General features: G+C 60.5%; 11 protein-coding genes. 6 read left to right on the plus strand and 5 right to left on the minus strand.

The features are described from left to right. Positions 1 to 8: 8 nt before the first annotated feature. Both H7847_RS14210 and H7847_RS14215 read left to right on the plus strand, forming a co-directional pair. Positions 9 to 923 (plus strand): alpha/beta hydrolase, encoded by a 915-nt coding sequence (locus tag H7847_RS14210; protein WP_227270141.1) that lies wholly within the window; start codon positions 9 to 11, stop codon positions 921 to 923. Beyond that, positions 920 to 2,563, plus strand: a complete 1,644-nt coding sequence (locus tag H7847_RS14215; protein WP_227270142.1) for an ATP-binding cassette domain-containing protein — start codon at positions 920 to 922, stop codon at positions 2,561 to 2,563. Before H7847_RS14210 ends, H7847_RS14215 begins: the two co-directional genes overlap by 4 nt. Positions 2,564 to 2,634: 71 nt before the next feature. On the opposite strand, the gene H7847_RS14220 is transcribed toward H7847_RS14215, so the two are convergent. The 5 genes from H7847_RS14220 to H7847_RS14240 all read right to left on the minus strand — a co-directional run bounded on the left by H7847_RS14220 (position 2,635) and on the right by H7847_RS14240 (position 7,760). Next, positions 2,635 to 3,306 (minus strand): response regulator transcription factor, encoded by a 672-nt coding sequence (locus H7847_RS14220; protein ID WP_227270143.1) that lies wholly within the window; start codon positions 3,304 to 3,306, stop codon positions 2,635 to 2,637. A gap of 120 nt (positions 3,307 to 3,426) precedes the next feature. Continuing rightward, entirely contained in the window at positions 3,427 to 4,995 is a 1,569-nt protein-coding gene (locus H7847_RS14225; protein WP_227270144.1) for a HAMP domain-containing sensor histidine kinase, read from the minus strand. A 164-nt stretch (positions 4,996 to 5,159) separates the two neighbouring features. Next, positions 5,160 to 6,263: a P-loop NTPase family protein gene (locus H7847_RS14230; protein WP_227270145.1), complete on the minus strand. Its 1,104-nt coding sequence runs from the start codon at positions 6,261 to 6,263 to the stop codon at positions 5,160 to 5,162. A 194-nt stretch (positions 6,264 to 6,457) separates the two neighbouring features. Further along, positions 6,458 to 7,228 carry an anti-sigma factor family protein gene (locus H7847_RS14235; RefSeq protein WP_227270146.1) on the minus strand — a complete coding sequence of 257 codons (771 nt, stop codon included), beginning with the start codon at positions 7,226 to 7,228 and terminating at the stop codon, positions 6,458 to 6,460. 1 nt (position 7,229) lies between these two features. Continuing rightward, positions 7,230 to 7,760 carry an RNA polymerase sigma factor gene (locus tag H7847_RS14240; RefSeq protein ID WP_227270147.1) on the minus strand — a complete coding sequence of 177 codons (531 nt, stop codon included), beginning with the start codon at positions 7,758 to 7,760 and terminating at the stop codon, positions 7,230 to 7,232. 143 nt (positions 7,761 to 7,903) lie between these two features. Here H7847_RS14240 and H7847_RS27025 point away from each other — a divergent pair, with 143 nt between their 5' ends. The 4 genes from H7847_RS27025 to H7847_RS14260 all read left to right on the plus strand — a co-directional run bounded on the left by H7847_RS27025 (position 7,904) and on the right by H7847_RS14260 (position 12,257). Continuing rightward, complete coding sequence (locus H7847_RS27025) at positions 7,904 to 9,409, plus strand: S8 family serine peptidase (protein WP_227270148.1); 1,506 nt, start codon at positions 7,904 to 7,906, stop codon at positions 9,407 to 9,409. 214 nt (positions 9,410 to 9,623) lie between these two features. Next, on the plus strand, positions 9,624 to 10,097 hold the full coding sequence (locus H7847_RS14250) for a hypothetical protein (RefSeq protein WP_227270149.1): 474 nt from the start codon (positions 9,624 to 9,626) through the stop codon (positions 10,095 to 10,097). Positions 10,098 to 10,384: 287 nt separating this feature from the next. Further along, on the plus strand, positions 10,385 to 11,395 hold the full coding sequence (locus H7847_RS14255; RefSeq protein ID WP_227270150.1) for a serine hydrolase domain-containing protein: 1,011 nt from the start codon (positions 10,385 to 10,387) through the stop codon (positions 11,393 to 11,395). Positions 11,396 to 11,537: 142 nt separating this feature from the next. Next, positions 11,538 to 12,257: a DUF1194 domain-containing protein gene (locus H7847_RS14260; RefSeq protein WP_227270151.1), complete on the plus strand. Its 720-nt coding sequence runs from the start codon at positions 11,538 to 11,540 to the stop codon at positions 12,255 to 12,257. Positions 12,258 to 12,349 lie beyond the last annotated feature (92 nt).

A 12,349-nucleotide genomic window follows, 5' to 3' on the forward strand; every position in this document is an offset into this window, starting at 1 on the left:
GCGTCACCATGTGCGTCCTTTCATCCTCCGAGGCATCAACCAATGTCACTTATGACGTGCGCTATCGACCCGGCGCAGGCCTGACCGGATTGGCCGCGTGGCTGGCGCTCCCCCCCTACATCGACCCCACCTTGCCGCCGGTTGTGGCCGTTCACGGCATAAGGCGCGGGGCAGAGCTTCAGGCCCGTCTTTTCGCAAAACGGGCGGCGGCATCGGGTCGTCCCGTGATCGCGCCACTTTTTGATGCAGAACGCTGGGGCGGTTACCAGCAGGCAGCCTTGCGCGGTCGTGCCGATCTGGCGTTGATTGATCTGATGGCATCGCTTGCGCGGGAGGGCCTGATAGGGGCCAACACGCTCGACCTCTTTGGCTTTTCAGGTGGCGCGCAGTTCGTTCACCGCTTTGCCATGTTGCATCCGACGCGGGTCGCAAAGCTCAGCATTGCATCGCCGGGGTGGTACACTTTTCCTGACAATGCGCCCTATCCCTATGGCCTGTCTCCCCCCGCAAATCGAGACGCCAACTGGGCCCGACGGCTGCCCGCCAACATCGGACAGTTCCTTGCCCTGCCGATGAATGTCTGCATCGGCGAGCAGGACTGCGTGGCGGATAAGAACACCCGAAGCGGTGATGCAATTGACGCCCAACAGGGTCTGCATCGTCACGCGCGCGCGCACCGGTGGAGCGCTGCAATCCGCGCTGCTGCGACGGCGCTGGGGATCAGACCCCGCGTTGCGCTCCACGTCCTGAAGAACTGTGGCCATGATTTCGAGGCCTGTGTTCACAAGGGCGAGCTTGACAAGATCGTCATTCCCCGCCCCCAGCGCACCACCTGCCGCGGCACCTGTAATCTGCAACAACAGCAAGCCTGCCGCCTGGCAAAGAGCTTTGAGTTGCCCCATGCCCTGGAGACCCCACAATGAGCACGCTTCCAAAAATCATGAGCGAAGGTCGCGGTCGACACATTTCTCTGTTGATAGGGCTTGCACTGGGTCAGGCAATTGCAACAGGCATTGCCGCCTTTGCGACCCGCGATGTTTTTGCAGCCTTCCGCGATACGTCTGACATTCTGCCGCTGCGCGCCCTCGGTCTGGTGGCCTCGGCAGGTCTGTTGATCGGGGCGCTGCGGTTCTACGAACGGGTGGTGGCTGAAAAGGTGGGGCAGCACTACGCGGCCTCCCTGCGGATCAGGCTCTTCAAGCACATGACGCAGGTGTCGGCACGCGATATCGCGTCCCGCAGAAACGGGTCGCTGGCTTTGCGGTTTGTGGGCGATCTGTCGGCAGTGCGCGGCTGGGTCAGCCTTGGGCTGGCGCGCCTGATTTCGGCGCTGATTGTCCTGCCCGTCGCCACCGCCGTGCTGTTTTACATGAACCCGGTGATCGGCCTTGCTGCAAGCCTGCCGATTGCGGTCGGGTTGCTGGCCATGGCCCTGCTCGGGCCACGCCTTGGCCCGGTCCACAAGCGCCTGAGGTCCCGGCGCGCGCGGCTGGCAGCCGACATGAGCGAGCGCATTCCCCACGCACCGGAACTGCGTCTTCTGGGACGCATTCAGATCGAAACCCGCCGGATCAGAGCCAGGACCGACAAACTGGTTGACGCCGCGCTTGAGCGTGCGCGGGGGGCGGCCATCTTACGCGCGATACCGGATGCGGTTTCCGGCATTGCTGCGGCAAGTGTGTTTTGGGTTGCCTTGCAAGGCGGGTTGCCGGCGGCAGAGGCGGCGGGGTGCCTTGCTGCGGTTGGCCTGATGATCCAACCGATGCGGGACCTTGCCGGCGTCTGGGACCGGCATCGGGCCTGGCAGAATGCGAGACGCAAGTGTGCGGAACTGCTCATGATGCCCAAGCTGGAGAGGGCGCGCATGGCCGAGCGCCCCCTACCGAAAACACCGCCTGCACTGACCTTTGACAACGTTGCCGCAGGGGCCCTTGCCGACATCAACGCAACCGCCCTGCCGGGTCGCAAGATCGGCATCATCGGCGGCAACGGCGCAGGCAAATCCACTCTGCTCAGCCTGGCTGCCGGGCTTGAGTTCCCTCAGAGCGGATCCGTGCTGCTGGGGGACATCCCCCCCACGGCGCTGACCGCACGCGAGCGACGGGAGATGATCGCGCTGATCGGTACGCGCTCGCCCATTCTCAAAGGCTCTTTGCGGCGCGCGTTGACAATGGGCGTGCAGCACCGGCCTGATGATGATGACATTCTGCAGGAGGCAAACACCTTTGGGCTGGGCAAGGTGATTGACCGCTTGGGCGGGCTGGACGGGACAGTCTCAGAAGGCGGGCGCAATCTGTCGGCTGGTGAAATCCGCCGCATCCTGCTGACCCGTGCTGCCCTGTCCAAGCCGCAGGTCATGTTGCTGGACGAGCCCGACGATGCCTTGGACCGGAAAGGGCCAGAGCTTGTCCGCACCCTGATCGAACGAAGCGATGCCACCACCCTTCTCATCACGCACAACGTGGACATCGCCATGATGATGGACGAGCTGTGGCTGGTGGAAGACGGTCGCATCGTGGAAACCGGCACACCCGATCATCTGTTGGTCGGGGGAGATTGCTGAAAATGAAAAGACCTTGGGCATCGCTCCAAGGTCTTTTGAGGTCCTAAATGGCCCAATGGCCCGTGGCAGGGTCAGCCAAAGCGGTAACCTGCCCCACGCACGGTCTTGATGAGCCCGCTGTAGGGCCCAAGCTTTTTGCGCAGACGACCAATATAGACATCGACAACGTTGGTCATCGGATCTTCGTGCGTGCCCCAGACAGAATTCAGAATGCGCTCGCGGCTCAGTGCCTTGCGCTCGCTCGTCATCAGCAGGGAAATCAATTCGCGCTCCTTGGCGGAGAGGTCAACCACCACATCGTCTACTGTCAGCACCATCGCACTGTAGTCATAGATCAACCCCTCATGCCGAAGCTTGCCATCATCGGCATCATCCGCATAGCTGGTGTTGCGCCGGTGCAGCGCGTGGAGGCGTGCAATAAGTTCATCGAAGTCAAACGGTTTGGGGAGATAATCATCCGCCCCCAGCCGCAGGCCGGCAACCCGTTCGTCAGCGCTGTCCAGGGCTGTCAGCATCAGCACCGGCGTGGTGTTGGAGCGGGCGCGCATCTTCTGGCAGACCCGCTGACCGGTGATGCCCGGCAGCATTAGATCGAGGATCACGATATCAAAATCCCGGTCCTGCATGATCTCCAGCCCCGTTTCGCCATCGGTTGCATGCTCAACAACCCAGCCTTCGGCTTTCAGCCCACGCCGGATAAAATCTGCAACCCGTGTTTCATCTTCGATCAAAAGAATGTTCATGATCCTTGCGCCTCTTCGCTAGTCATTGGGCGCAATCTTCGCACCCTTCAGAAAGGCAAACGGTTCGCGGCGCAACTTATTCCCAAATTCTGACGAGAACCGGATCCTTTGGGAAGAAATTCAGGATTGCGCCACCGTCCGCAAGGGTGGCGCGGCAGGCAGCTCGAGAACACACGCTAGTCCGCCACCCTCTCGGTCTTTAAGCAGCGCATTTCCGCCGTGAGCGCGTGCAATAGACCGCACCACCGGCAGCCCGAGCCCGGCGCCATCCTCATATTGGTCCGCAGCGTTCGATCCGCGGAAGAACCGCTCGAACGCGCGCTCCTTCTCCGCGTCCGGCACGCCGGGGCCGTTGTCCTCGACACTGATCCGGTAGCCGGTCGGGGATCGCAGCAGCCGCACGCTGATCTCTGGCCCGCCGTACCGCCGCGCGTTTTGAATCATTGCCGCGATGCATTGGCGGATTCTTGAGACATCCAGTGAAACCACGGCGTCTTCCAAATCGCTTTTTAACGGAATGTCAGGACCGAAAACCGCGATTGTGTCTTGCAACAACTGCCTCAGATCAACCCGTTCAAGCCGCAGGCGCGTTTGCCCGGCCTCTTCGCGTGAGATAAACAGCAGATCGTTGACCAAGAGGTTTGTATGCTTTGCGGTCTCTCGCGTGCGGCGCAAAGCCTCGCGGTATTCCTCCGTTGTTTTATCCGCGCCGCGCAAAGCAACATCGCTTTCACCCTGGATGATGGTGAGCGGTGTCCGCAACTCGTGGCTGACGTCGGCCAGCATCTGGCGGCGTGCCTCCTCGGCCAACTGGTTCTTTTTAAGCAGGTTCTCCAGATCAGCGGTCCGCGCCTGAACCGCCTCTTCGAGCGCGGTATTCTGCGTCGTCAGCGAGTTGGTCCGCGCCTCCACCATCGCGGCCATCGTGTCCATAACGCCCGCAATCTGTGATATCTCGCTGCGGCCCTGCATCGCCATCGGCTTCTCGAACCGGCCGTTGGCCAAGGCTGCCACACCCGTCATCAGCTCCTGCAGGGGCCGGGCAATCTGACGGGCGTAGATCCACATGGCCCCCCCCGTAGCGCTCAGCGCCAGAAGCACCAGAAAAACAGAGATCTGATTTGCAAGCCGCAGATGCTGGGCCGCAGCCACACGGGTTTCTTCCACTTCTTCCAGCTCTTCTGCAAGGGCCGCTTCGATCATCGAATGAAAATCGCGGTCAATATCGTCATCCAGCATGACCGAAAGCCCTGTCCAGTTCCGGCCGAACTGCTCAACTGCAGTGTCTTTGCGGACTAATTCAAAGCGCACGATCAGGTCGCCTATCTTGCTCTCGATCTGAGAGAGCAATTCAAGCTCTTCGATCTCTTCATCGCCAACCAGATCGATCTCCTGCCCGATCAGTTTACGGATGGAGCGGATATTTTCCTGAATCAGCCGGATCAATTCAGCTTCTCCCCGGCCCTCGTCCCGATCCCCGATCAGCATCGCATCGCCGTACTGCTTGAAAAGCTGGTAGGTGTTGCCGCTCAACTGCAGATGCGCCTCGTAGGACTTATGCGCCAGGTTGATACGTTCGTTGAAATACGCCGCCCGCTCGGTAGTCCAATACGCCAGCGTCGTACCTCCGAGGGCCACGATCAACATAATCGCTGCGAGCCCGCGTAGCAGATTTGCAATCGTCATCATTTAACCTCCATCGTGGCGATCCCGGTAAACGTCGTTGCAGCACGACCAACGTCTGACCACGCTACAAAACCGCTGAAACCTTGGCCATGTGTTTCTGCGGAAAGCTGCACGTCAGAAGGGGCCGCACAAATGTACGGCCCCTTCCCCTGCTCTGCCTGTTCTAGCTACGCTGCCGTCAACGAACCGATCAAAACGGGTTCTGGTTCCATCCTCCGCTGGGGAATACGGAGGATGGAACGCACCACCGCCATAACCGCCGCGGGGGTACAAAGATCCTCGCGCGACAGTTGCGGGATGCCGGTAGCAATCCTTGCTTCGGCCATGGCCAGAGGGGATTGCGTGAGCTTGCCTGACATCGCGAAAGGCTTGAGCCCGTGATCTGCCAGGACTTTGGTGCCGCCCACCGCACCGAGGGCATCCGGCGTGGCAAAGAGGATGGCGTCCAACCGATCCCGGATACTTGATCCGGCGAGGATTTCGCGGGTTTCCTGCTGAAAGACACCATCGGCAATCTCGACAACCGCAATGTCTGCCCCATTCGCCGCTGCGGTTCCGACAAGGGTCTCAAAACCCTTTTCGATCCGCTCCATCGGCATCCGGTAGGTGGTCGGCATACCCGCATCGGTGAAATCCATCGCGCAGACGCCGGCATCCTGAAAAGCGTTGTAGTCGCCGAAAGCACCGGTGCCCGTTGCCTTGACACCCGCGACGCTGAAGCCCGCGCGGGAGAGACCGTGCGCAAGGCTGACGGCCGCAGTCGTTTTTCCTGCATTCATGGAGGCGCCGAACACGCCGATGACGGTCACATGATCCGGGATCGGCGTCTGCGGCAACCCGTAACGGGCAATGTTTATGACCTCGCCTGCGTGATCTGTCAAAAGCCCGATGGGGCGCAGCTTTGTCGGCTCTGCCATCCGGGCATGCGCATTTTCCATCGTGCCGACGACGCCGCCGCCCGCCAGCAGATCAGCACCGTCCGCCGTGATACGGGCAGCGCCTTCAAACTGATCCGGCGCATAGCGGTCCCCGACGCAGAGCACGACTTTGTCGCCAAGATAGCTGGTCGCGGCACGCCCGCTGGCAAGTTGTATCTTCTGGTGCTGGTTGATCTCGGTAATCTCGCACAGCACCAGATCACCGGCCACGGCGAGGGCGACGGTTGGGTCCAGACCAGCCACATCATCATGATTGACGCGGCGCGTTGTAAAAGCCCATTTGGCATTGAGATGCAGCATGGTCAGGTCAAAATCGTGGGTGTGAATGGTCATGTCAGCCGTCCTTTTGAGTTTGTGTGTCTGAGGATCAACCTAGGAAGAATGCGTGTCAGCTTCCTGTTGGCATGATGAATGCTCATGTAAGAATTCATGAACAGGAAATGAACACTTAACTAATTGATATAAAACAATATTAATACCCGCCGCATGGTATGCGGCGGGTTGGTTCCAGTACGGTCGATTTTGGGTTATCGAAGCGCCGCCAGAGCCGCTGCTTCTGCCGCCGGGTCTAGCGGATCTCCGGCGCTGCTGGCGCTTAGGTAGGCATCAAGTGCTTCCAATGATGAGGCCGGCGCGTATCCGGTATCGGTCGCCCCTGCCGCCGCAATTGCAAGTTGCACATCCCACTGCCCTGTCCGTTGGCAGGCCACGGAAACGACTGTAACGCCATCAGCGCGGTCGAGTTCGAATTCACGGCACAATGTCTGCTCGCCATCAAAGAATGTCGCAATCGGAGCGATCCGCTCACCGGTGTCAAGCAACACGTCCTCGCCCGAGGGGACCGCGTCCAGTGCAGCGATGATCCGGGCATCGGTCAGGGTTGCAATTTCGATACCGACAGAAGTGCTATCGGTGGTCGAGAACATCAGCCCGGTACCCAGTCCGACGGCCAGTGCCAGACTTGCCGCCACAGGCAGCTTCCATGTCGAGGACGCAGCGGGTTGTGGTGCCTGCCGCGTTGGAAAGGAGACCACGGTGTCATCCCCCGCAGCGGTTGACTGCTTCTGAGCCGCCTCCAGCGCGCGGACATGCTGAACGAGATGATCCGGCACGGGCTGCTGCAACATGGGCTCGAAGGCTTGCTGCGCAATCGTCCGGGTGTCGATGAACAGCGCCAGCCGTTCCGACAGGTCTGCGTCGTTCGCAAGCGCCTGATCCAGTTCTGACGCGCGTTCTTCTGCCAGCTCGCCGTCGGCGTAGGCCATCAATTCCTGATCTGTAAATTCGGTCTTTTGCATCTCAGTTGTCTCCATGACTGCTGGGAGAACGCGTGATCTCGCGGTTTATTCCCAACTTTTCTGAAATTGCCAATCTCGCCCGTGCAAGGCGGCTCATGATTGTCCCGACCGGGGTATCCAAAACGACGGCAGCCTCTTTATAGCTCATCTCCTCGACACAGATCAGCATGATGACATCACGCTGGTTTTCAGGCAGCGTTTCGATGGCGCGCTGTGCCGCCCCCAGCATCAGTGCGTCCTCGGTGACTTTTGTCCCATCCACTGTGCTGACATCGGGGGCATCATCTATGTCGATTTGTGTCCCGCGTGTCTTGTTGCGCCGCACCATGTCGATCCATGCATTGCGCAGGATACGGAAAAGCCAGGCCTCAAGCCGGGAGCTGGGATCGAACTGTTCGCGCGACGCAAACGCGCGTTCGACGGTGATCTGGACCAAATCGTCCGCCGTGTCGTAAGATCGGCACAGCGAAATCGCAAAGCGCCTTAAGTTCGGCAGAAAAGCGATGATGTCATCTGCAAACCTGTCTGACATCTTCGTTCATTTCTTTCGTTGTGGTAAATGGAATAAAGTTCGGTGTGACGCGTCATCATTAAGGCACCTTTGAAGCAAGGTGCAACGATATCTGGCCGTTAATGGCCTGAATTTGCAAATTGTAGCCTAGCTGGAGAATCGTCGTGCAGAAGCTTCTTTCTCATATTCTACTGACCTTTACGCTGGTGGTGGTGGTGCCGCTGACCTTGCCGCACCACCTCACGTCGACAGTTGCCTGGGCCGATGATGACGACGGGGACGATGGGGGTGGCGATGACGGGGGCGGGGATGACGGCGGGGATGACGGTGGCGACGACGACCGTGACGACGACGACCGTGATGATGATGACCGTGACGATGATGACGACCAGCGCGATGGGCGCAGCACGGGCGAGGGCAACAGCGGAAACCGTGGCACCGGGAGCAACCCGCTGGGTGTCAACCGGATCGGTGACTTTTTCGATCGGTTGTTCGGAGCGCCGCAGCCTGCCCCCAGACCGACACAACAGGCCGCCCCACAGCCCTTGCCAGAGAGGGCCGCAGCCGAAATCGTTGTCCTTGATCTGTCGCAGGAGGACCTTACAACGCTGGCGCTGCGGGGCTACGAAGTAATTCAGACAGCCCAGATCGGAGCCATCGGCGAGACCGTGCGCAGATTGCGGGTTCCGGCCGACATATCGCTCGCTGCGGCCTTGGAGGAGATCCGCCAGCTTGGTTCCGGTCAATCCTCGGATTTCAACCACTATTACCGGACCAACCAGAGCATTACCGCACCCTGCGAGGGGCTGCACTGTGCCTCCTTCGATCTGGTGAATTGGACCCCCTCGACCGCAACGGGGAGCAGTTGCGGGACCCCCAGCGCGCGCATTGGCCTGATCGATACCGGGATCAATCCCGACCATGAAGCCTTTGTCGGCAGCAAGCTTTCGGTTCTGGATTTCGATCATGGGGAGCGGACGGGCTCCGGCGCGCAACATGGGACCGCGGTTGCAGCCCTGCTGATCGGGTCGCGCGCGGGGCGGGCGCATGGTCTGCTGCCCGAGGCGCAGCTGGTGGCGATTGACGCATTTCACCGCGCGGGCAGAGACGAACGCAGCGATGTTTTCGATCTGGTGCAGGCAATGGATCGACTGGCAAATGCGGGTGTCAACGTCATCAACATGAGCCTGGCCGGCCCCCACAACACGCTGCTGGAGCGCATGGTCACACGGTTGAGCGAGCAACAGGTTCTGATCGTATCGGCGGCAGGAAATGGCGGCCCGCGTGCAGAACCGGTGTTTCCCGGTGCTTATGACCCTGTTCTCACCGTCACAGCGGTTGATGCATCCGGCAAGATTTATCGTCGTGCCGGTCGCGGGCCCCATGTTGATCTGGCTGCCCCCGGTGTAGAGGTCTGGACAGCCGCATCCATCCGCGGCGCCCGCACCAAAACGGGCACGTCTTTTGCGGCACCTTTTGCCACCGCAGCCGCCGCCATTCTGATGTCGGGCGAGCAGGAGATGACAATCAAGGAGGTGAAAGCACTCCTGCGCGAGACCGCGCTCGACCTCGGAGAAGAAGGCCCCGACGAGGTTTATGGCGCAGGCCTTGTGCAATTTGCGCCCCTTTGCGCCGGAACACCCTCCGCAGAACCGGCCCTGTTGGAATAAAGACACGGGCCCGGCGCTCTCCTTTCAGAAACCGAATTGGGGAGGTCAGACGTTGTTTCACCGGCCTGCCCGCAGCCTTCGTTTCTTTGCGCACCCGAAGACGATGGCGTGATCGCCCTACCGGTCCCGGCCAGGAGCCGTTTGCCGGGCGGGTTCCGCAAACTCATCCCCGTCACGCCTGACTGCATGTCTCCGGCCGGCACGCGCCTGCTGCATGCCGTTTCTGGACGCGACGACGACAGGCTGGATCATCCCGCCGGCGGCCCCCCTGCGCATTGAGATTTCGGATGGGGGCAACACGGTGGAAACAGGCCGCGACTTTGATCGCCCGCTGGCGTCCAATCACCGCATGCATCAGGTCAAAGGCAATCCTAAAGGGAGACACCCGCCGTGCAGGTTTCACAACTTCCGGACAATTGTAACGCCACCCGGTTGGAGCTGTCTTTTTGCCGCCCCGCTCAACCGACCCAATGGCATTTTCGAGATTGTCGCCGGGGTTGTCGACACCGGCACCTATCGCGCCCCGATCCATTTTCACTTTTTCGCAACAGGACCAGACGGTCTACATATTTTGCAAAAAAGAGTGCCGATCAGCAAGGTTATCCCCCTTCAGGGCAGCAACACCGTCATTGAAGTCGACATGCGTGCAGAAACACCCACAGAGACGCTGGGCCAAAGTGACACCTAACACCCGGTCCGAGACCGGCTATGGGACCAAACCTCCGCGAGGGCCTGTCGCTGACGCGATACTGACCTGATAAAGAAAACCAACCCGCAACGGCCGGTTTTCTTTTTTGAGCCACCCGCAAAGAAAGGGGGCGCTCTAGCGCAACGCACGGCCTCGCCGATTATGCCGTCCCTGCGCGACAGACTGCACCTTGTCAGCCCGCCGATCACCCGCACAATCACAAAATCCTGAATGGCAAAGCAAATTCGCAGCCTTATCTTTGGCCAGCAACGCAAAAAAGGGACCTGATGCCAGATTTGACCCGCCGACAGTTTGCCATCGGTGCAGCGGCCCTGCTCGCCTCACCCGCGATTGCGCAATCAGATCCCTGGCAGGGGGTGATCGCTCAGGCCCGGACCCTCGACCAATGCCACGCAGTCGTGGTTCAAATCGATGGCCAGCAAGTTCTGGCGCAGGTCCTGCGCGGCCCGGGCCTCCGCCGCGCGGTGCCAATCAAATCTGTTTCCAAGACCATCGTGGCCGCTCTGACCGGGGCAGCACTTGACCGGGGCGAGATCCCGTCCATCACATCCACGCTCGGCGATCTGGCCCCGCAATTGATCCCCCCAGAGGCGGACCCCCGTGTCGGCACGCTGACGATGGAGCATCTTGTGACCATGCAAGCCGGCTTGGAGAGAACATCGGGGTCAAATTACGGCGGCTGGATCAGCAGCGGCGATTGGGTGGCAGACGCGCTCGGCAGACCTTTTGTGGCGGAGCCGGGCAGCCGGATGCTCTATTCCACCGGATCGTTCCATGTTCTGAGCGCGGTGCTCTCGGAGGTCTCGGGTCAAAGCCTGCTGAGCCTTGCGCGCAGCCGTCTGGCGCAACCGCTGGGCATCGACATCCCGGCCTGGACACGTGATCCGCAGGGCCGGTATCTCGGCGGCAATGAAATGGCGCTCAGCCTGCCGGATATGGTGCGCTTTGGGGAGCTTTACCGCCAGGGTGGCAGATGGGCCGGGACGCAGGTGCTCAGCGAAACATGGGTGACCCAGTCCTTCGCCCCCAGAACACGCTCGCTTTTTTCCGGGCTGGATTATGGCTACGGATGGTTTCTCGGCCGCGCGGGGCGGGACGGCTATGCGCTCGCCCGTGGCTATGGCGGACAAATCATCTGCGTCGTGCCAACCCTGCGCTTGACGGTGGCCATCACATCCGACCCGACGCGGCCTGCGCGCAGTGCCGGATACTTCGGCGATCTGATGCGCTTGATCGAAGACGACATCCTGCCCGCCGCCCGACGCCAAACCACCTGAAACACGCAGTGCCCAAGCCATATTCCCGCAGAGGAGAAAGCCGCCACAATTCCGGGCATCTCGCCGCATATCACGCGACAGTTATCGGCCTTTATGAGGGTGTCGGATTGCCAGACAGAAGAATTTGGGTACCTTAGGATCCATGCGCCTTTTACGTATTCTGCTTATCTGCCTCTTCGCCACTCAAGCCAGCGCACAGCAACAGCGCGAAGCAGGGCTCGAGCTTGTACTGCTTGCCGACGCATCAGGGTCCATCGACGCCGAAGAGCTTGCCTTTCAGCGTCAGGGCTATGCCTTGGCGATGACAGATCCGCTTGTCATCGATGCGATTCAAAATTCTATTTACGGCAATGTTGCCGTGACCTACGTGGAATGGGCCACGAATACAGCCATTGTCGTGGATTGGATGATCGTGGATGGCCCAGAGACCGCCCGCGCCTTCGCCGATGCGCTGACTGGCCCGCCCCGGCAAGCCTACGGCAGCAACGCGATCGGCGGCGCGCTGCTGGACGGCAAGCGGCTGATTGAAAGCAATGACATCTTCGCCCCGCGCGCGGTGATCGACTTTTCCGGTGACAGCATTGGCAATTCTTCGGGGCCGTCCATTCAAGAGGCCCGCGAAGAAGTTCTGGCAGCCGGGATCACGATCAATGCGCTGCCGATCCTGCGACCCGAAGACGGCAGGCGGGCGGGGGCCAACCTCGAAGAGGAATACGCCAACCGCATCATCGGCGGGCCCGGCGCTTTCATGGTCACAGCCGAAGGACGCGCAACTTTCGCGGAAACCGTGCGGCGCAAACTGTTTCTGGAGATTTCGGGCTTGACGCCCGAGACCTACACCTTTGCCTCTTGCTGCGACTGATGCGGGCGAGTAAAATCCCCTACCACAGGACAAATCATTGCTATTCCACGCTTTTACGCCAGTGAACATAAGGCGAGGGCAACTTTTGCCAT

It is taken from the genome of Roseobacter weihaiensis (assembly GCF_020622345.1).
Lineage (GTDB): Bacteria > Pseudomonadota > Alphaproteobacteria > Rhodobacterales > Rhodobacteraceae > Roseobacter > Roseobacter weihaiensis.